This is a genomic window from Alcanivorax sp. NBRC 101098 (assembly GCF_001010505.1).
GTDB classification, from domain to species: domain Bacteria; phylum Pseudomonadota; class Gammaproteobacteria; order Pseudomonadales; family Alcanivoracaceae; genus Alcanivorax; species Alcanivorax borkumensis.
Genome location: NZ_AP014613.1, coordinates 2,769,941 through 2,791,146 on the forward strand (window position 1 = coordinate 2,769,941; position 21,206 = coordinate 2,791,146).

The 21,206-nt window shown below is 55.8% G+C and carries 15 protein-coding genes; 10 read left to right on the forward strand and 5 right to left on the reverse strand.

Annotation, left to right across the window (positions count from 1 at the left end; translation table 11 throughout):
* Positions 1–54: 54 nt before the first annotated feature.
* Complete coding sequence (gene ppx / locus AS19_RS12575) at positions 55–1,545, reverse strand: exopolyphosphatase (RefSeq protein ID WP_035460072.1); 1,491 nt, start codon at positions 1,543–1,545, stop codon at positions 55–57.
* A 187-nt stretch (positions 1,546–1,732) separates the two neighbouring features.
* Here ppx and trxA point away from each other — a divergent pair, with 187 nt between their 5' ends.
* From trxA to AS19_RS12615, 8 genes are all read left to right on the forward strand, one after another.
* Positions 1,733–2,059 (forward strand): thioredoxin TrxA, encoded by a 327-nt coding sequence (gene trxA / locus AS19_RS12580; RefSeq protein WP_011589736.1) that lies wholly within the window; start codon positions 1,733–1,735, stop codon positions 2,057–2,059.
* 287 nt (positions 2,060–2,346) lie between these two features.
* Positions 2,347–3,606 (forward strand): transcription termination factor Rho, encoded by a 1,260-nt coding sequence (rho, locus tag AS19_RS12585; RefSeq protein WP_007151393.1) that lies wholly within the window; start codon positions 2,347–2,349, stop codon positions 3,604–3,606.
* Positions 3,607–3,794: 188 nt separating this feature from the next.
* The gene (locus AS19_RS12590; protein WP_035460071.1) at positions 3,795–5,255 is read left to right on the forward strand and encodes a hypothetical protein; all 1,461 of its coding nucleotides are present in this window, start codon (positions 3,795–3,797) and stop codon (positions 5,253–5,255) included.
* 196 nt (positions 5,256–5,451) lie between these two features.
* Positions 5,452–6,927, forward strand: coding sequence for a 4-hydroxy-3-polyprenylbenzoate decarboxylase (gene ubiD, locus AS19_RS12595; RefSeq protein WP_011589738.1), 1,476 nt, complete (start codon positions 5,452–5,454; stop codon positions 6,925–6,927).
* A gap of 87 nt (positions 6,928–7,014) precedes the next feature.
* Positions 7,015–8,373: a D-arabinono-1,4-lactone oxidase gene (locus AS19_RS12600; protein WP_052753772.1), complete on the forward strand. Its 1,359-nt coding sequence runs from the start codon at positions 7,015–7,017 to the stop codon at positions 8,371–8,373.
* A 48-nt stretch (positions 8,374–8,421) separates the two neighbouring features.
* The gene (locus AS19_RS12605; protein WP_046962163.1) at positions 8,422–9,717 is read left to right on the forward strand and encodes an alanine racemase; all 1,296 of its coding nucleotides are present in this window, start codon (positions 8,422–8,424) and stop codon (positions 9,715–9,717) included.
* A gap of 218 nt (positions 9,718–9,935) precedes the next feature.
* Complete coding sequence (locus AS19_RS12610; RefSeq protein ID WP_011589751.1) at positions 9,936–10,301, forward strand: NirD/YgiW/YdeI family stress tolerance protein; 366 nt, start codon at positions 9,936–9,938, stop codon at positions 10,299–10,301.
* A gap of 428 nt (positions 10,302–10,729) precedes the next feature.
* A complete protein-coding gene (locus AS19_RS12615; protein WP_046962164.1) occupies positions 10,730–11,647 on the forward strand; it encodes a metal-dependent hydrolase in 918 nt (305 codons plus the stop codon).
* 137 nt (positions 11,648–11,784) lie between these two features.
* Here the strand turns inward: AS19_RS12615 and AS19_RS12620 are convergent, their stop codons facing one another.
* Complete coding sequence (locus tag AS19_RS12620) at positions 11,785–14,040, reverse strand: TonB-dependent receptor domain-containing protein (RefSeq protein ID WP_231860857.1); 2,256 nt, start codon at positions 14,038–14,040, stop codon at positions 11,785–11,787.
* 204 nt (positions 14,041–14,244) lie between these two features.
* Positions 14,245–15,741 (reverse strand): amidase, encoded by a 1,497-nt coding sequence (locus tag AS19_RS12625; RefSeq protein WP_011589754.1) that lies wholly within the window; start codon positions 15,739–15,741, stop codon positions 14,245–14,247.
* Positions 15,742–15,891: 150 nt separating this feature from the next.
* Between AS19_RS12625 and AS19_RS12630 the strand changes: the two genes are divergently transcribed.
* Positions 15,892–16,902, forward strand: a complete 1,011-nt coding sequence (locus AS19_RS12630; RefSeq protein WP_046962166.1) for a zinc-binding alcohol dehydrogenase family protein — start codon at positions 15,892–15,894, stop codon at positions 16,900–16,902.
* A 93-nt stretch (positions 16,903–16,995) separates the two neighbouring features.
* On the opposite strand, the gene AS19_RS12635 is transcribed toward AS19_RS12630, so the two are convergent.
* Positions 16,996–18,030 carry a metal-dependent hydrolase gene (locus AS19_RS12635; RefSeq protein WP_011589756.1) on the reverse strand — a complete coding sequence of 345 codons (1,035 nt, stop codon included), beginning with the start codon at positions 18,028–18,030 and terminating at the stop codon, positions 16,996–16,998.
* 90 nt (positions 18,031–18,120) lie between these two features.
* A complete protein-coding gene (locus AS19_RS12640; protein WP_011589757.1) occupies positions 18,121–18,693 on the reverse strand; it encodes a DUF2780 domain-containing protein in 573 nt (190 codons plus the stop codon).
* Between the two features lie 310 nt (positions 18,694–19,003).
* Here AS19_RS12640 and AS19_RS12645 point away from each other — a divergent pair, with 310 nt between their 5' ends.
* The gene (locus tag AS19_RS12645; protein ID WP_046962167.1) at positions 19,004–21,190 is read left to right on the forward strand and encodes a TonB-dependent siderophore receptor; all 2,187 of its coding nucleotides are present in this window, start codon (positions 19,004–19,006) and stop codon (positions 21,188–21,190) included.
* Positions 21,191–21,206: the final 16 nt, after the last annotated feature.

The following is a 21,206-nucleotide window of genomic DNA, read 5'->3' on the forward strand; positions in this document are numbered from 1 at the left end:
CACCCCCATTTTAAGGCTATTTTCCTCATCGCTAGCGGCTCGCAGCGATTCCTTTCACGCCAACACCAGCTGGTACCCTGCCGCCTGAAAGTAATCGAGTTCCTGCTCCAGGTCCGCTTGGGTAAGCGGGTGCTGCTCCAACCAGCCAACCGGAAAGGTAATGGCAAGACGATTACCCGTTGCCTGCACGTGAATTTCAGGCACCTTTTCATCACTACGGGCATGGTGCAACCGCACCGCTAAACGCAGTACCAAACATAGTCGCAGCAAGCAGGTTTGTTCATCCTCCGGCAATTCCGCCAGCGCAGCCAAGGGCACCTTGCGACGATGACCGCGCACCATCAACGCCACCATTTGCTGCTCCTGACGAGAAAAACCGGGCAGATCCGAGTTAGTCACCAGATAAGCACCGTGTTTGTGAAACTGGCTATGAGACACCGCCAATCCCACCTCATGGAGCAAACAGCCCCAACGGAGCGTATCCGCGGCCTCGGCTCCCTCGATCTGCCAATCACTGGCTACCTGCTGGTATAACGTCTGGGCTGTGGCACACACGCGCTCTGCTTGGCTGCTTTCCACATGATGGCGATTCATCAGCGCTTGAATACTGCGATCACGCACATCCTCGTGACCAAAGCGCCCCAGTAAGTCGTACAGTAACCCTTCACGTAAAGCGCCACTGGAAACATCCATTTGTTCAATGCCTAACTGCTCGAAAATGCCGTACAAAATGGCCAGACCAGAAGCAAAAATAGGCTGTCGATCCTCACGTAACCCCTTCAATCCCAGCTTGTCCGCGGCACCAGCTTTAATCACCCGTTTACGGGCTTTTTTCATCCCTTCCATGCTAATGCCGAATTCCGACCAACCGTTCTCCACACACACAAGGCTGATTGCCTTGATCGTGCCCGAGGCCCCCACCACCTGCTGCCAACCAAGGCGCTGATAATTGGCATGGATTGATAACACTTCCTGGCGTGCCGCCGTCACCGCCCGATCAAAGGCTTTTTCCGTGATCTCGCCATTGGGGAAAAAACGCTGGGCAAAGCTAACACAGCCCATATGCAACGACTCGGTTTCCGTGGATTCAAACCGCTCACCAATGATCAGCTCAGTGGAACCACCGCCAATATCCACCACCAGCCGCTGCCCAGCGTCATCAGCCAAGGTGTGGGCCACCCCCAGGTAAATCAGCCGCGCTTCCTCTCGTCCGGCTACCACCTCAATATCGTGGCCCAACACGGCTTCCGCGCGGCGGATAAAATCCCGGGCATTACGGGCTTGGCGCAGGGTATTGGTCCCCACCACCCGCACGCTACCGCGTGGAATTCCGGCAATCCGTTGGGCAAACCGGCCAAGGCACTCCAGCGCCCTCTCCACTGTGTCCTCATCCAAGCGATTTTCCCGGTCTAGGCCGGCCCCCAATTGCACCTTCTCCGACAACCCGTCGAGAATCTGGATTTCTCCCTGCGCTTGTCGGGCTACCACCATATGAAAACTGTTCGACCCCAAATCAATGGCAGCCAGATGTTCGCCATGCTCCATAGTCACTCCTTCTTTTGGGCCAATTCTATCCAAAAATCATGGCGTTACGATGTCATAGGCAGCGACTACAGCGATAATTAACGACCTCGCTTGAAATTCTTCACCCGCAACCTGATATTATTCATCATCACAGAGGCCGGTAAGCAACCGTGACAGGTCTTTGAAACCTTTATATCAGGAGAATTCAATGAGCGGCGAGATTATTAACGTGACCGATGCGGACTTCGAAGCCAAGGTCATCAACGCAGACGGCCCCGTGCTGGTCGATTACTGGGCTCCTTGGTGTGGCCCCTGCAAAATGGTCGCGCCGATCCTTGAGCAACTGGCCGGAGAGTACGGCGACAAGCTGACCATTGCCAAAATCAATATCGATGATAATCCGGAAACACCGAAGAAATACGGCGTTCGAGGCATCCCTACCCTGACTGTTTTCAAAAATGGCAACGTGGAAGCCACCAAAGTGGGCGCCCTGTCTAAAAGCCAACTGACCGCATTCTTGGACAGCACGCTTTAAGCACGGATGTAATAACCTGTTACCCCTTCGTCGCCCGGCGAAGGGGTTTCCTTACCCTGCCACGACCGACGGGCTAGACAGCCCCAACCATGAGTGATAGATTCCAGAACCAGCTTTAATAAAGCACCCCCTTTAGTTAGTCCTCGGAACCTCTGGTTACCTATTTTCCTTATGGCCCCCTTTAGGCTTGCCGGGCCAGATTCCGAAAAAACCGGATTATCAAAACAACTGCAACACTGCGGTGGTGCATCCTCTCAATTCATCCAAAGACACCAAATTAGACGCCAATGAATCTTTCTGAACTGAAGCAGAAGCCGATTGGAGAACTTCTGGACATTGCCAAGGAACTCGGTCTCGAGAACCTGGCAAGAACCCGTAAACAAGACGTTATCTTTTCCATCCTTAAACGCGCCGCCAAAAATGGCTCCGACATTTACGGCGATGGCGTGCTGGAAATCCTGCAGGATGGTTTCGGTTTCCTTCGTTCCGCTGAAGGATCTTATCTTGCCGGCCCGGACGACATTTACGTTTCGCCCAGCCAGATCCGTCGCTTCAATTTACGCACCGGCGACACCATCGCCGGAAAAATCCGGCCTCCCAAGGATGGCGAGCGTTACTTCGCCATGCTCAAGGTCAACGAGATCAACTTTGACCGCCCGGAAAACGCCAAGAACAAAATCCTGTTCGAGAACCTGACCCCGCTGTTTCCTACTCAGCGATTGGTCATGGAAATCGGTAATGGCTCCACCGAAGACATTACCACTCGGGTAATCGATCTGGTGGCACCCATCGGTAAAGGGCAGCGTGGCCTAATCGTCGCGCCGCCCAAAGCCGGTAAGACCATGCTGCTGCAGAGCGTGGCCCAGTCCATTGCCCGCAACAACCCCGAAACTCACATGATTGTGCTGCTCATCGACGAGCGCCCGGAAGAAGTGACAGAAATGTCCCGAACCGTGCGCGGTGAAGTGGTGGCCTCCACCTTTGACGAGCCACCGGCCCGTCACGTTCAGGTGGCTGAAATGGTGATCGAGAAAGCCAAGCGGCTGGTCGAGCACAAACAGGACGTGGTAATCCTGCTGGACTCCATCACCCGTCTGGCGCGCGCCTACAACACCGTGCAGCCCAGCTCCGGCAAGGTGCTCACCGGTGGTGTTGACGCCCACGCCCTGGAAAAGCCCAAGCGCTTTTTCGGTGCCGCGCGGAACATCGAGGAAGGAGGTAGCCTGACCATCCTCGCCACCGCTCTGGTCGACACCGGTTCCAAAATGGACGAAGTGATCTACGAGGAATTCAAAGGCACCGGCAACATGGAACTGCATCTGGACCGCAAGGTGGCAGAGAAGCGTGTGTTCCCGGCCATGAATATCCGCAAATCCGGCACCCGTCGTGAAGAACGTCTGGTGAGCGAAGACGAACTGCAGAAGATGTGGATCCTGCGCAAGGTGCTGCACCCCATGGACGAAATTGGCGCCATGGAATTCCTCATCGACCGCATGAAGCAGACCAAGACAAACCTGGAATTCTTCGATTCCATGAAGCGCAAATAAGCGGCGCAACGCGCCGCACGCTTCAAGCAACATGCAAAACCCCGCTTCGGCGGGGTTTTTGTTATCCGCCACCGGCGCTTGCCTGCCGATCAGCGGCTACGCTATCTTTCTATTAATCTCGTGACATCAGCACTTTCAAACATCATGCCCCTGGGACCTATATCTTCAGGTGCTGGGGGAAGCATCACATGGACACCTACTTACATGTATTGCGAAAAGCGGCCTTTATCCTGCTCTCTACGCTACTCCTGAGCAGCTGCCTGACTTCCGCCGTTAACATCTCCAGCACGCCTCCCTTCGCTGCGCAAACACCAGCCCCAGGCAAAGCATTGCTTTACGTTTTCTACGCAAAATACTGGCAAGAAAACATCAGGGAATACGAGCTACAGTTACTGGTGGATGACGAAATCATTGGCACGATTGGTACCTCAGATTACTACCTGCTGGAACTCTGGCCAGGCGATTACGATATCACTGTCGAGCTACTGCCCTACACCGCACTAGGCAAACACCGCCAAGGGGGTGAGATGGCAACTAAAGGCATTAGTATCGATGCCGGTGAAATCAATCTGCTTGGAATGGGCTATGTCGACGCCAGCAGCAACCCCCTGAATTTTTACACGGCCTGGCCATTCAAGGCCGGTGCGCTTGAAGGTCGCACTCTGACAAGACAGGTTCCCCATACCGAAACCGCACAAGCAATAAAAACCTACGGCGGGCAATGGCAGGGGCCTGCACGCAAGCTCCTCGCCCACGGCGAAGGCACGCTACGCCTGCCGAACGGCATGACCTACCAAGGACGCATGGAGCGAGGGGATTACACCACTGATGGCGTGCTTATTTACCCTGATGGCAAACGCTATAAAGGGGAGTATTCCAGCTATTTTGGCAAGCCAGAAGGGAAAGGTTTGCTCACCGACGCCGATGGCAACGTAGTCTTTGCGGGCACCTTCTACGACGGCAAGCCCTATGAAAAAGGCGTCAGCTCTCGCAATGGCCAACTCCATTACGAAGACTATGGCCGCTATGGCACAAAGCAGGAAACCGACCCCGCGACCCTCGCAGAACAATCCATCACGAATCAGGACAAGCGACGCCTTGCCTCGATAAGCAAAGAAGCCGAGCCCTTCAATGCAGAAGTTTCCCGGTATCAACGCATGCAGCGTGATGCCCGGGAAGAGTTCGAGGAAAAGGAAGCCAGCTACCCCTCTCAATGCACCTGCGCGTTCAAGCTTTGCTTGGAGAGCAACCCTTCAGATGAAAGCCTAGAAGAACGCAGAGCCCGCAAAAAAGCGCAATCTCGCCGCGATGCAGCCTGCCGAGAATGGCGCGCCACAGGCGGAACCTACGCAGAACGCAAGGCCCAACTGGACCGTGAACTGGCAAACATAAGCGGGAACCTGGCAGACGCACTGGCACAACTCAAACAAGCAGAACAGCGCGATGCCGCCGTCCGCAAACAGAAAGCCGCGGCACTTGCCCGCACTAGAGCAGCCAGAACCGCTGAACTAGAGCAAAAAATCCGGCAACAACAGCGTGACAACCTGGAAGAACAGCGTCTGGCCTGCCAGGGCAAAGAAACCTACTGTAGCTGTTATGCTTTTCGTCCCCCCTCACAAACGTCTGGCAGCCTGACCTGCACCCAATAAGCCTGCCGCTGATGAAAAGCGAATAGGAAAAAACACGGCAGGCTTCGCCTGCGGTGAAGTCTGCCGTGTTTTGTTGGCTCCCTTCCCTCTGTTTATTTGTTTTTCTTTGCTTCATGTTCCTGCCGTCCAGCGTTTGCCGTCCTTACTGTTATACTCGCCGCACAACCCGCTCGGTTACCGGATCAAAAGGAAGGCCATGAAATACCGCGATCTTCGAGACTTCATTAGCCAACTGGAACAGCTCGGCGAGCTTAAGCGCATCACTGTGCCGGTGGATCCTAAACTGGAAATGACGGAAATTTGCGACCGTACTCTGCGAGCCGGCGGGCCAGCCTTGCTGTTCGAAAACCCGGTGGGGTTTGGCACTCCGGTGCTGGGCAACCTGTTCGGCACTGAACGGCGGGTGGCACTGGGCATGGGCCGTGACTCGGTGGCAGAGCTTCGCGAGCTGGGTGAGCTGCTGGCGTTTCTCAAGGAGCCGGAGCCGCCCAAGGGTTTCCGTGATGCCTGGGAAAAACTGCCGGTATTTCGCAAGGTCCTGAGCATGAGCCCCAAGGTGTCCAGCTCCGGCCCCTGCCAGGAAAAGGTGCTGGAAGGCGACGAGGTGGACCTGTACAAACTGCCCATCCAGACCTGCTGGCCTGATGATGCCGGCCCCCTGGTGACCTGGCCGCTAGTCATCACCCGCGGCCCTAACAAGGAACGTCAGAATCTGGGGATTTACCGCCAACAACTGATCGGCCGCAACAAGCTGATCATGCGCTGGCTGAGCCACCGGGGCGGAGCACTGGATTTCCAAGAATGGCAACAGCAACATCCTGGCGAACCGTTCCCGGTGAGCGTGGCACTGGGCGCCGACCCGGCCACGATTCTGGGCGCTGTCACCCCAGTGCCGGATACCCTCAGCGAATACGCCTTTGCCGGTTTGCTGCGCGGCTCCAAGACCGAGCTGGTGAAATGTATCGGCAATGACCTGCAAGTGCCCGCCAGCGCCGAATTCGTTTTGGAAGGCTTTCTTTATCCAGGTGACATGGCTGACGAAGGCCCCTTCGGCGACCACACCGGCTATTACAATGAAGTGGAGCGTTTCCCAGTATTCACCGTGGAGCGCATCACTCACCGTCGCAACCCGATTTATCACAGCACCTATACGGGCCGGCCGCCGGATGAACCCGCGGTACTCGGCGTGGCCATGAATGAAATCTTCGTGCCCATCCTGAAAAAGCAGTTTCCCGAGATCGTCGACTTTTACCTGCCGCCGGAAGGCTGCTCCTACCGCATGGCCGTGGTCACCATGAAGAAGCAGTACCCCGGCCACGCCAAGCGCGTGATGATGGGCGTTTGGTCATTCCTGCGCCAGTTCATGTACACCAAGTTCGTGATCGTCTGCGATGACGACGTGAATGCCCGTGACTGGAAAGATGTGATCTGGGCCATGACCACCCGCATGGACCCGGCCCGCGATACCGTGATGATCGAAAACACGCCCATTGATTATCTGGATTTCGCCTCTCCGGTGGCCGGCCTTGGTTCCAAAATGGGAATGGATGCCACGAACAAGTGGGCAGGCGAAACCACCCGCGAGTGGGGCCGCGCCATCGCCATGGATCCCGCTGTAAAAACCCGGGTGGATGAAATGTGGTCCTCACTGGGCATCGACACCCCGGAATAATCCTAGAATGGGCGCCGGCTCACAGAGCAGGGTGGCGCCCAAATTCCATCGTGGTACGATCGTACGAAAAATACAACAAGGTCGCCCATGCCTGTTTTTTCGTCACTGAACCGCCGTGCTTTTTTGAAATCCCTGGCCGCCACTGGCGCTCTAGGCTCAATGAGCCCTAGCCAACTGCTCGCCGACACGAGCAAAGCCGCCACCTGGCAAAATTGGTCAGGGAATCAGCAAGCCAAGCCCAGCCAGTTACTGTTCCCCCGTAACCAGGACGAACTTCGCGATGCGGTTACGTCTGGCACCGGTACCCTGCGCGCCTTTGGTGGCAGCCACTCATTCAGTGCGGTGGCCCCCTCTAACGACACCATGATTTCGCTTGAAGCCATGGGGGGACTACGCCACCAAAATGAAGACCTGTTTACCTGGGGCGGCGGCACCCGGCTGGCCATAGCCAGCGCCCAGGCCCATAGCCTGGGCTACAGTTTCAGCAATGAACCGGACATTAATTTGCAGTCCCTTGCTGGGGCCATTGCCACCAGCACTCACGGAACCGGTACCGGCCTTACCAGCATATCCGGGCAAGTGGATGCTATTCGCCTGATGCTGCCCAGTGGCGAACTACTGGAATTAAACGCCGATGGCGGGGATCACTTCCTTGCCGCCTGCTGTAACGTCGGCGCACTGGGTATTGTCTCAGACATCACTTTGCGCCATCAGCCAACCTATCGACTCAAGGAGCGAACCTGGACTCTGCCCCTTCGTGACGCCATGGATTATGTGCAGAAGGAGAAAGACAACTACCGCCATATTGAAATTTTCCCCTTCCCGCTCGGCAAGCAGGCCATCGTCAAAACATTGGAAATCACCGACGACCCGAAGAATGGCCCGCCACGCCAGAATGAAAATGACATCCTGGAAATGGCCTGCAAACTGGCCATGCATGCCGGCTGGCTGACCCCAACCCTGCAAACGCTCGCCACGAAATTTGTCGAAGAAGCCACCTTCACCGGGCCGTCGCACAAGGTGTTTGCCAACCATCGCACCTTACGTTTCAACGAGATGGAATACAGCGTGCCTGCTGAAGACGGCATGGCTTGCCTGGAAGAAGTGTGCGACGCCATTCGTCAGCATGACATCAATGTTTTCTTTCCCATTGAATTTCGCTATGTGGCCGCCGACAACAACCTGCTATCCATGTTCTATCAGCAACCCAGCGCCAGCCTGTCTATACACCAATACTACGAACAGGACTATCAGCCCCTCTTCGGTGTGGTTGAACCTATTCTGCGCCGCTACGCCGGACGCCCCCACTGGGGCAAAATTCACAGCCTGGAACGCGAAGAATTGACGGAGTTGTACCCCGCTTTTGAGCGCTTTCAAGCGGTACGTCGTGAGCTGGACCCACAAGGACGCATGCTGAATGACCATCTCAAGACGCTGTTTACGTAGTGCGAGGTTTGCCTGCACCGTCTTCATTGATAGCAAAAGGGGGCGTTTATGAAACGCCGTGGACTTCTAATCGCGATGGCCACCCTGGCCGCCAGTGGCTGGCTGCTAAGGCCGAGCAATCAGGGCCAACCCCACGGCGATTACTTTCAAACCATCAACGACTACCTGCGTCGCGCCGGACCGGGCCGCCCCTTGATGCTCATCGATCGCCAACGACTGGCCGCCAACTGCAAGACACTGATGAGCATGATGCCCCGCCACTGCCAGCTTCGCATCGTGGCCAAATCCCTACCCAGCGTCCCCCTTATTCAGGAAGTAATGACCCACACCGGCAGCCGGCGGATAATGGTATTCCATCAACCTTTTATGAACGCTCTGGCCGATGCCGAACCCGACTGTGACATGCTACTGGGTAAACCCATGCCGATTCGGGCAGCACGACGTTTCTATTCTGAGTTGAGCCACAATGAACAGAGCCATCCCAGCCCGTTCAAACCGGACCAACAACTGCAGTGGCTGATTGATTCCTCCACTCGTCTAGAGCAATACCTGAGCCTTGCCCGCGAGCAGCAACGACGTCTCAACATCAACATTGAAATCGATGTGGGCCTGCACCGGGGCGGGCTTACCGACCCCCAGCAACTGGACGTCATGATCGCGCTGATTGAGGCCCACCCCGAACAGCTACGCTTTAGTGGCTTCATGGGCTACGACGCTCACGTGGGTAGACTACCCGGTTTTGTACAGAGCGCAGAAGAAGGCCACCGGGAAACGGAGGCCCTCTACCAGCAGTATATCCACAGGTTGTACCAACTGAATCCGGCCTATCGAAAACAAGACCTGTGCTTTAACGGTGCCGGCAGCCCAACGCTAGCGCTCTATGACGACAGCACCGTGGTCAACGAACTCAGTGCCGGCTCCTGCCTAGTCAAAGCCAGCGACTTCGATCTGCCACTACTGCAACGCTTCCAACCCGCGGCCTTTATTGCCGCCCCGGTGATCAAGCAACTGAATGGCCTCGCCCTGCCCGGCCCACTACCACTGGGCGAACTCTGGCAAAGCTGGGACACCAATCGCCGGCAAAGCTATTTTATTTACGGGGGTTACTGGAAAGCCGAGCCGATCTCTCCGCCTGGCATCCAGGCCAACCCGCTATATGGCGCCAGCAGTAACCAGATGATGTACAACGCCAGCAAAGACACCGCACTACAGGTCGACGATCAATTATTCCTCCGCCCCACACAAAGCGAATTTGTATTGCTGCAATTCGGAGACTTGGCGGTATGGGAAAACGGCGCCGTTAGCGACTGGTGGCCCCCGCTTCCCCAAGCCAACGGGGCCTGATGGCCAGGCCGGTCTCCATACTGCAAAGTGAACAAGAACAGCTGAAGGGCAAGACCGTCCACGGCGTGCTGCCTCCTTATGATCCTCCCCCACCCCTGTGTGACAGCTTATCCCCCCCCCACCCATAGCATGCTTTAACTGAACTTTTACAAACACCGGGAACGATCCCCCCTTATCCGCCACTAACTTAGTGAGACATCTACCAAGGAGGATGATTCATGAAGAAATTGATTCTTGCATCAATACTATTGGGTGCTACCGCCACCGTTACCGCTGGCGAGACCATTACCACTGACAGCGCAGCGATCACTCAGGGCATCAAGGAAGGTACTGAGGTGCGCATGGAAGGTGAAGTAGTTCAGGCACTCGGTGATGAGCGTTATTTGCTGCGCGACATCAAAGGCCAAGTCGAGATCGAGTTAGATGAAGATCTCACTGCAGAACGTCCGCTGAAAGCCGGCACCCGACTTTCCTTTACCGGCGAAGTGGACCATGACGATGGCCGTAGCATCGTAAAGATAAACAAGGTTCATTCTGTAAAAGGTGCGCCTGACAGCGCCCCAAACGCAACGATCAGTAATTAATCCCTGATCCACTGCTCCAACCTTACTAACGGCGGCCTACGGGTCGCCGTTTCTATTTTCTCACCCCTTCATTTCGCACCAGCCCACCTTCCAGCGTCTTTCCCCGCCAAGCATTCATTCTTGTGTCATAAGGCGCATATTGACCGTTACACTGGCCACGGATACATTCCCAACTTGACGTCGTCTAGATACGGCCCCGTCCTGTTTTGGGAGCCCATATGACCACCACCGTTCACAGCCAAGGCGCTTAGAATGCCTACACTATCGGCGATGACGGAAAATGGGGAATGCAGCTGTATCGAGCTAACGCTGGGCACAAGCGAATCAATCCAAAAAACACGAAGCAGGCTGGCCGGTACAATTGGTCGTGCCTACCCACGGTAATTATGTCGGTACACAGTTATACACTCTCACGGAGACCGGACATCATGAACAACGCTGTTCGCCATCAAATTAAAGCTCGGCGGGTGCAATTCGATTTTGACGATACACCGCTGCATTGGCTGCGCGATGACCCGTTCTCTACCCATATCATCAACGGTATTCACTTGTTACTACCGGAAGGTGAGCTGTGGTTCTGCCGAGTTTATAACCAGGCGCTTCCTTTAATTAAAGACGATCAACTTCGAGCAGATGTAGAAGGCTTTATTCGTCAGGAAGCCGTGCACTCGCGTGCCCACAGCAAAGCGCAGATGTATCTTGAGCGTCATGGCTTACGTGTGGCGCCCTTCCTGAATAAAGTGGAATGGTTGTTTGGAACGGCTTTGGCAGATGCGCCCTTCGGTTTAACACTGCTACAGCGCAAGCCCCTGAAAAAAAACTGGCTGGTATTGCGTGTTGGCATCATCGCCGCCATCGAGCACTTCACTGGTGTGCTTGGCCAATGGGCCATGGATAACGAAAGCTGGGAACAAAACGGCGACGCCACCATGGTCGACCTATTCAAGTGGCACTTGGCCGAAGAAGTAGAGCACCGCACTGTTGCCTACGACCTGTTTGAACATCTGTGCAAGACTCAACTAGGCTTTTACGTCAGCCGCCAGGCATTAATGGCACTGGTATTCCCCTTGTTCATTTATTTCATTGCGGAAGGCGGCAGGAGCCTGGCAGGTCAAGACCCAGATAAAGAAACCCGTAAGTTAGCTCGCAAGCTGCTTCCTCAGCTCCTCATTCAACTGCAGCAAGTCGGCCAGAAAACACAAAACGTGCCCACCTTTAGTTTCTTATTCAACGCCACCCTGCGTTGGGTATCGCCGCGGTTTCACCCAATCAATGAAGGCGATACTCAACAGGCCCTAGATTATCTGGCACGCTCTCCGGCAGCCCAGGCAGCTGCCGTTTTGTAACGGGAGTATTAGTCTCCAGCTTCCAAGAGAGAGGCTGTCGCGCAATAGTAAAACGGCATGGCGAATTCCTTCACCATGCCGTTTTATTTTCAATCTCACGACGACACTTGAGTGCAGCCCAGTTTTCGGAACATCACTTAGAAGGTCGCTTGCAGACCCACCCAGAAGTTACGACGGGCATCCTTATTGTTGTAGTCATCGTAGTACTCCACATCATAGCCACCGCTACCGTCATCCACGAAGCCCACATCATAGGAAGTAAAGTCTTCATCCAGCAGGTTGTTAATCCGGGCATGCAAGGTAACAGATTTGTTGAGCGCCAAACGGGCACCAAGGTGATAAATCTCATAGTCCTTCCAGTATTCACCACCGCTGGCATCTGTACTGCCAAAGCCCCGGAAGCGATCTTGGCGCCCTTCTACCGTCAGAAACATGGCAAACGCCTGGGTGGTTTGCCAATCCAGTGTGCCGTTAAACATATGCCGTGCTGTACCGGTGAGGGGGTAGCCTTTCTCTTCCCCGCTTTTCTGTTCACTGTCGATATAGGTGTAATTGGCACGTAGCGACCAACGCGGAGAGATCTGGTAGCGCCCTGCCACTTCCACACCTTGAATCACCGCTTCATCCACATTCATTGGCTGGGTAACAATACCGCCCACCGTGTCATAGTCCCCTAGGTCCACACAGGGCGTTTGTCCACCAGTGGCTGAACACAACGCGCTGTCTTGGCGAACAATCTTGTCTTTAAAGTCGTTATGGAACACCGTCAGGTTAGCGCTATGTCGGTTCGGACTTTCCCAATAAAGAGCGATTTCAGAATTGACGCTGGTTTCCGGCTCCAAATCCGGGTTGCCCACCCAGGGGCGTGTGCCCTGCCCGCCAAAGCCGGTAATGCCGTCGTATAAGTCAGTGGTTTTGGGGGTCTTATAGCCCGTGCTGACACCGCCTTTCACTGTCCAGCTTGGTGAAAGCGTATAAACACCATAGAGGCGCGGGCTAATCTGATCGCCAAAGGTTTCATGGTTGTCGTAACGCACACCCGCTGTCAGCGTAAACGGCTCCACCGGCGTCCAGTTATCTTCGGCATACAGCGCCCAGAAATTATTCTCAAACACCTTGCCCGCGTCACCACTCTCTAGGCCGAACACGCCATCTTCCAACTCACCGCGAAGAATCTGGGTACCTACCACCACAAAGTGCTGATCATTGATGGGCAGGTCCAGCTTACCGTCCAGGCGCAGCTCGCTGCTTTCCAAAGTCCGCTCCGGGCGTGGTAAGAAAGTGGAGCCTAGCACGGCAAGGCAGGCGTCACTGCCGGCATCCGCAACACAATCCGCATTGGTCGCAACGATATCGTCATATTGCTGACGCTCATCCGCGGTTAGTGGCAAGGTGCGCCCTTCATTATTGGTGGACAAATAGGTCAACGAAACATTGCTCAAACCAAAGCCCCACTCGCCCTCGTGAGTCAGCGCTATTTGCTCACGGGTGAATTCCTGGTCTTGTGCATAGCCCGCCCGAGGTAGGCGGTCAGCGCTATCATGGGTACCCAACTGGCTCTCTGAGTTGTCGTAGGTTTGCACGGAATCATCATAATCGAGCGAGATACGCTGATTATCCGTGGGGGTCCATCTCAAAGTGAAACCCAGAGCCGTGTCCTCATTGTCTACAGTACGACCACCACTGCCGAAACCCAGTTCTCGCTCCTGAAGTACCCCACTAGGATCGGTCACCGGATCGTATTCCGGGCTAGATGCATCCTGGTCGTAGAGACTGCCTCGCAACGCCAGGCCAAACTGATCGCCCAACGGGCCAGACACGGAGAAATCCGTTGAGGTCGCATCACCGTACTGGTCATATTCCTGAATAGTGCGACTCACGTTGATGCTGCCGCCCCATTTTTCATACTCTTTTTTGGTGATGATATTAATCACCCCACCAATGGCATCCGCACCATAAAGAGTGGACGACGGCCCACGGATAACTTCGATGCGCTCAATGGCTTCTAGCGGCGGCATATGATTAAACTGGTTGCCGCCAAAATTGTTGGGGTAGATATCACCGTGGTTATTTTGCCGGCGGCCATCAATGAGGATTAGCGTATAGTCCGCCCCCATGCCGCGCATGGAGATAGTGGACTGGCCCGTCTTGTCACGGGTTTCCCCCACGTCGACCCCTTCCAGCTCACGCACCGCATCCACCACGGAGGTGAAAGGCCGGCTATGCAGTTCCTGTTGGCTAATTACCGAAATACTGGCTGGGGCATCGGTAATTTTCTGCTCGAAACCAGCGGCAGAAACTACCGTGACCGCACCCAGTTCATGGACCGTATTCTCTTGCGCAACCGCCGGCATAGCTAAGCCGTTAGCCACAACACCTACCAGAATTGGCATTCCCAAAGACCGCTTCATCCTCTACCCCCGTATTGCCATATCAATCAAAACGGGGGAGAGTATTCCCTAAACAATAACCATTATCAAATGCGAACAATATTTATTTCGTGATGTTTGTAAGCTTTCCTCTGATTGTTGACCAACGAGGAGAGCAACATTCGGGAACCTTGCGAACCATCTCTTGCGATACGTTCCGACAGGGCATTACATCGGCACCTTATTGAACCACGGAGCCGCCTCTTCCAGTTGCGCCGCCAGCGCCAGCAGCTTGCCTTCATCCCCATGGCCACCAACAAACTGGGAACCCAGCGGCAGGCCCACGTTTCCTGAAGAAGAATCACACCAGTGCAGTGGCACCGACATGGCAGGCACACCAATGACATTGGCAAACTGGGTGAACGGCATGTATTTGAAGTTCTCTATGGCCACCTGCTCAATCATGCCGGTCTTCATTAACAGCTTTTCCCCGCCGACCTTGAGCAACACCTTCAGAGCGGTCTGCTGCCACGGCGGTGTCGCCATAGCGCCGATACCGACAGGGGGGGACGCCAGAGTAGGGGTCAACCAGAAATCGTACTGCTCCAAGAAGGTATCCATGGCGATCATGTATAACTGCCAACGGGTCTGGCACTTCACATATTCATGGGCCGGGGTAGCACGGCCAAAAGCGGCAATGGCCAAGGTATCCAGCTCAAAGCCCTCATCACCGCAACCGGTCATAGTTTTCACCTCATCCACCTCGGCAGCACACTGGCCAAACCAAACCGATAGCCAATCCATGCACATCTGTTTGGCGTCCATCTGTGGCTCAGCCTCTTCCACTTCGTGGCCCAAGTCCCGTAACAACGCCACGGTTTTCTCCACCGCCCGGATCGCCTCCGAATCCACATCGGTGCCTAGCGGCGAGCGAGTAGAAAAACCGATACGCAGCTTGCCGGGGCGGCTAGCCGCAGACAGGGCGTAAGCTTGCTCCGGCGGAGCAATCTGAAACAGACTACCGCGCTCGTCACCCTGGGTAATATCCAACAGCAACGCACTGTCACGCACGCTGCGGGTCAGCGCGTGGTTTACCGCTATTCCATGCATGGCCTCAGTGAATTCGGGCCCCCAGGGGGTGCGCCCACGGCCCGGCTTGAGCCCGAACAGACCACAACAGGCAGCGGGAATCCGGATACTACCGCCACCATCATTAGCGCCGGCCACCGGTACCACACCTGCAGCCACCATAGCCGCCGAGCCCCCGGACGAACCACCGGGAGTGTGATCTACGTTCCAGGGATTACGCGCCGGCCCGAACGAATCCGGCTCGGTAACGCCCTTGGCGCCAAACTCCGGGGTATTGGTGCGGCCGAATGGTACCAGCCCGCCCTGTTTCCAGCGTGCCACCAGGGTAGAATCTCTTTGCGCATGGACATCACGAGCCTTGCGCGCTTTATTGCCCTGATAGTTGGGCGCACCGCCGATTTCCTGAAAAAGATCTTTTACCAGCATGGGCACACCCGCCAACGGTCCGCTCAATGGCCCCGCGGCGCGTTTTCGGGCCATGTCATACAATGGAATAATCAAACCATTTAATTGCGGGTTCACCGCATCGGCACGGGCAATCGCCAGCTCCAGCAATTCCATTGCCGTGACCTCCCCCCGCGCCACCAGCTCGGCAAGCCCGATGGCATCAAACTGGCGGTATTCTGCAAACTTCATTGTGCTCTCCCTTTCACTATCCCGAAGCGCAGGAATGGCCTGCTACCAGACGATCAATCCATACTGTGGCATAGTCTGCGCAGCCAAGTATGCTTAATCATTGTGAACAGCATTTGAAAGAATACGTTAGCGATCCACGAGGGAGCCAGAATGAAAGCCATTGGATTCAATCGGCCCAGAGCCATAGAAGATGTACACGCCCTGGAGGACATCCAGCTGGACCTTCCCTCGCCCGCCCCCCGGGACCTACTGGTGGCCGTACACGCTATCTCGGTCAACCCCATTGATACCAAGCTTCGCCAACGCCCCCTGGAGCAGCCCGATTACCGGGTACTGGGGTTTGATGCTGCCGGCGTGGTGGAAGCGGTGGGCGAGGAAGTGGAAAACTTCAACGTCGGCGACCGGGTCTGGTATGCCGGCGCCGTGCAACGCCAGGGCAGCAATGCCCAGTACCAGTGTGTTGATGAACGGCTAGTGGCAAAAAAACCGAATAGCCTGGGCATGCAAGAAGCGGCTGCACTCCCCCTCACCACACTAACCGCCTGGGAGGCCCTGGAAGATCAGCTCGGTTTTCGAGCCGGAGAGTGTGAGGGGAAAAGTGTGCTGGTGATCGGTGGCGCAGGAGGAGTGGGGTCCATCGCTATCCAGCTAGCCGCCCACTATTTTGGTCTTAAGGTGATCACCACTGCGGGTCGCGAAACCTCTGCCAACTGGTGTCAAAGCCTCGGCGCTCATCATATTGTGGACTACCGCAAGCCATTACTAGCGCAGCTGGACGCCATTGGTTACCCGCAGATTGACGGCATCTTCATTACCCAAAATCTGGACGACTATTGGGCCACTGCCTGCCAAGCCGTCGCACCGCTGGGAGGCATCTGCGCTATCGTCGACGCCCGTGCGCCTCTCGACCTGAACCCCCTTAAGGCCAAGAGTGCGCGCTTCAGCTGGGAATTCATGTTCACCCGCGCCATGTTCGCTACCGACATGCAGCATCAAGGCGACATCCTTTCCCGGCTCAGCGAACTAGTGGATCAAGGCACAGTCCAGACCACCGTCAGCGAAGGCCTGGGCACCATTAATGCCGCCAACCTGAAAGAAGCCCACCGGCGGCTGGAGTCTGGCAACACAGTGGGGAAACTGGTTCTTGCTGGCTGGGACTAACCCCGATAATGCCCGGGTTGAATGGCTCTGCCACCATCACCAGCGACGAAAGAAACCGTTACAGCCGCATCCATGAGCGCCTTTACTGTGGGATTAACGGCAACCGCGACCATCCACCGCCGCTGACAAGGTAGACAAACACAACCCCGGCGGACGCGACAGGGTGCGAGACAACAGTGCCGGCCAGGCCTGCGGATGTGTCATCGGTCGAAGTACCCGGCGGGTGGCCATTAAGGGCTGCCACTCTGCCCCTTGGCGGGTAGCCAAAACAAACTGGAATGGATGCAGCCCAGGTAGCCCAAGACGAATATCCGTGGCCAGCAGCTCATCACCATGCACCTCTACCGCCACAAAACCTCGGGTAAAGTGCAATAGAGCTTGCCCCGCGGGAAGCGCCTCAATCGCTGCCAACCGTGACGCATCGCGGGGAAATGATTCCACCTGCAACGGCACATCCTGATCGAGAAGGCCGGTGAGAATTTCTAGCCTCTGTTGCTCACCCAGCACGGTGATCCGCCACAGCAAAGTGGAGAACGGCATTGGCTGCACTAATCGTGGCGCCTCTGAAAGTCCGCGTTCAGCCAGGGCCGGCATGACTCGCTGGGTCATCGCATACTGGGCAACCAGGCTCCAGACCAGATACAACGAGGACAGCACCAAGCCGCCGATCAGCACCCGTGACGACGACGGTTTTGCTATCGTCCACAGCACGCCAATCAGCAGCGGCAAGGTATAAAACGGATCGATAATGAAGACACTACTAATGGCCACCGGGTCACCTAGGGGCCAGAATAGTTGCGTGCCATAGGTAGTGAATGTATCCAGCAACGGATGGGTTATCAGGCACAAGCCGGTGAATAACCACCAACGCCATAGGGAAATCCGCGTCTGCCAGCGAGCGAGGCAAACGGCCAGTAAAAAAGAGACGGGCAGCAACACCAACAGGGAATGACTGAAGCCGCGATGTTCAGTGAAATTAACCACCGCATCGCCGTAGTCAATCAACACATCCAGATCGGGCAAGGTCCCCAGCAGTGCACCACCGAGTAAAGCCCAGCGACCCAGAGGCCGGGAAAGAACGGCGCCGCCCACAGAGGCGCCCAACACGGCCTGTGACAATGAATCCATGAATTACTCAACAACGCAGACAAGGCGAAAGTCCCCACCCTGCCTGCCAACAGCCCGTCAATACGGCATAAGGCGCCGCTCAATCACACCTTAACCTGCCACACCCCACACACCTTTCAGGCTGTTCAAGGCAGTGGCGCCAACGCCTTCCCCATCCAGAAAGCCGAGAATTTTCGGTGCGAACTGGGAGATCATTTCCGGGCTCAGACCTAGGGCGCTAAAGGCTGTGGATACGCCCTGCAGGGACGAAATATTACCCAGCATGGAAGACGCCACGCCACCACCACTACCCAGCAGCGAATCCAAACCCGGCACCTTGTTCATGATGCCGCTGAACTGATCATCTGACAGGTTGCTCTGGGCCATAGCCAGCAAGGCACCGGCACCGCCTGCCGCCTGTTGCTGCGTGACGCCTAGGTCGGTTGAGAGAGAGTCCACTAATGCCTTGGCTTCACCGGTCACTGCCAGCTGACTGTTGGCGCTATCCATGGCACCGGTGGCAGCTTCATTGGCCTGATTCACGCTGGAGGAAGCCTTGTCAGAGGCGTCACTCACTGCCTTGTTAGCCGAATCAGTTATGGACTTCAGGTCAAACGCCTGGGCCGGCGCACTCAAAACCAAACACAAAGAGGCCCCCATCAGGCCAAAACGGAAAGCGTTCATAGTTACTCCTTAATTATCGTCAATCATCTCTATTCAGAGAGGAATAGTATGGCAAACCTTACCCATGCAAAAAGGCGAGGGCCATCACTTTGTGGCAGGGCTTCTGCGCTTATCTCCGCCGCTACAGCGCCTACAGCATAATCATCGTCCCGGCCTCACAGATAGCTCCATGGCTACTTTGATTTAAAAATGTAAACCATTATCATTTACATTAAGTGATTCTCGCCAGGCCCCCCCCAGCTATCACCTTCCCGATGTCCGCATACCCTGCGTGCATCGCTACTGCATACTATTCATTACTGGGGGAACCATGTTTGATTTGCGTTTTTCCACCCTGGCCAGCCTTATGCTGGCATCCGGCGCGGCATATTCCGACACCATAACCGATAGCGAGGCACATACACTGGACGATATCCATGTCAGCACCAGAGGCATGGATAAGCATGATGCCAGTATGACCACCGAAGGCACCGATCGATATGGCACCAACGCCACCAATACCGCGACCCGCATGGTGCTGTCACCCCGTGAAACACCGCAATCCGTTTCCGTGATAACCCGCCAGCAAATGGACGACTTCAACCTCAACAGTGTGGCTGATGTCATGCGACGCACCCCGGGGGTGACCGTAAAAATACTGGACACAGAACGCCTGCAACTGTCTGCCCGTGGCTTTGACATCACCAACTTCCTCTATGACGGCATTCCCTCCACGCGGGCCGGCCAGGCGAAACAAGCCGTCCTTTCCGATACGTTCATCTACGACCGCATCGAAGTATTGCGCGGCGCCAGCGGGCTGCTCAACGGCATTGGCGAGCCCTCTGCCACCGTGAACCTGGTACGCAAAAAACCTACCCGTGATTTTACTGGCCAAGTGGGTGTGGAGCTAAACAGCTGGGATGGTTATCGCGGAGAATTCGATGCCAGCGGATCACTGTCCAACAATAGCCGGGTTCGCGGCCGCTTCGTCAGCGCCTACGAACAGGGCGACTCTTTTTTGGATCACTACGAAAACGAAAAACAGATCTTCTATGGGGTGGTCGAAGCTGACCTATTCGACAACACCTTGCTCACCGTAGGCATGGACTACATGGATCATGACCCCAGGGGTTCCACCTGGGGCGGCATCCCGCTGTTCTACAGCGACGGCGGCATCGCTGACCTGGACCGCGACCTGAACCCGGCCACCGACTGGAGCCGTTGGGCCCGGGATACCCAGACGATTTTCCTGAACCTGGAGCACCATTTCGAAAACGGCTGGTACAGCAAGTTTGCCTACAATAATCAGCAGAGCAACTACGACGCTCAGCTAGCCTCCGCCGGTGGCGGCCAGCTTAATCGCGATGGCAGCGGCAAGACACTATGGGCCGGACGCTATGTAGAAGACAAAACCCAGGACACTTTCGATGTCTACGCCAACGGGCCCTTCGCACTGTTTGGCCGCCAACATGAACTGGTGGTGGGTGCCAGTTATTCGGACGCCGAGAGTGATTACACCGGCCAGTCACCGGTCAGTATCAATAACGTGGTACCGGACCTGCTTAATTGGAATGGCGACATTCCAAAACCGGCCTGGGCCGCGCCAACCACCGTGGAGGACCAGAGCAGCAGCCAAACAAGCCTGTACGCCACCGCCCGCTTCAAACCCACTGATCGTCTTGCTGTTATTGCCGGCGGGCAAGTTGTGGACTGGAAACAAGAAACCACAGGCTTTAACGGGCGAGGCCCGATTGACGACGAATCCTATCAGGAAAATGGCGAAGTGGTTCCCTACCTGGGGGTGGTCTATGACCTAACCGATCACCACTCGGTGTACGCCAGCTACACCCGCATCTTTCAACCGCAAACCGTGCGCGACATCAACAATCAAATTCTTGCCCCGGAAGAAGGCAACAGTTACGAAGCCGGCCTGAAGAGTGAGCTCAATGAGGGCCGTCTAAACACCACCGTCGCGGTGTTTCGTATCAATCAGGATAACCTGGCCGAATCCACCGGCCAGCCCATTCCCGGCGGGCCAGCCAACGCCGAGGCCTACCGCGCCGTGGATGGCGCCGAAACCAATGGCGTTGAGCTGGAAGCAGCCGGCGAGATTCTGCCTGGCTGGCAGGTACAGGCAGGCTACACCTACCGCATTACCGAAGACCCGGATGGCGACGAGCTAAACACCACCTCACCGGAAGACATGATTCGTCTGTCCACCCAGTACCGTTTCCGCGGTGACCTGAACGGCCTGACTATCGGCACAGCAGTATCTTGGCAGAACAAAACCTATGCGTTCGTAACCCGCCCCGGGGCCAGCGCCGACTACAAGTTCGTTCAGGAAAGCTACACGCTGGTGGATTTGATGGCCCGCTACCAAGTCACCGCCGCCTTGTCCGTGGGCGCCAACGTGAGCAATCTGACGGACGAAAAGTACTTCAATAACCTGGGGTTTTATAACGGGGGTTACTACGGAGATGCTCGCAAATACAGCCTGAACATGGACTATCGATTCTGATTGTCACGCGGATAGC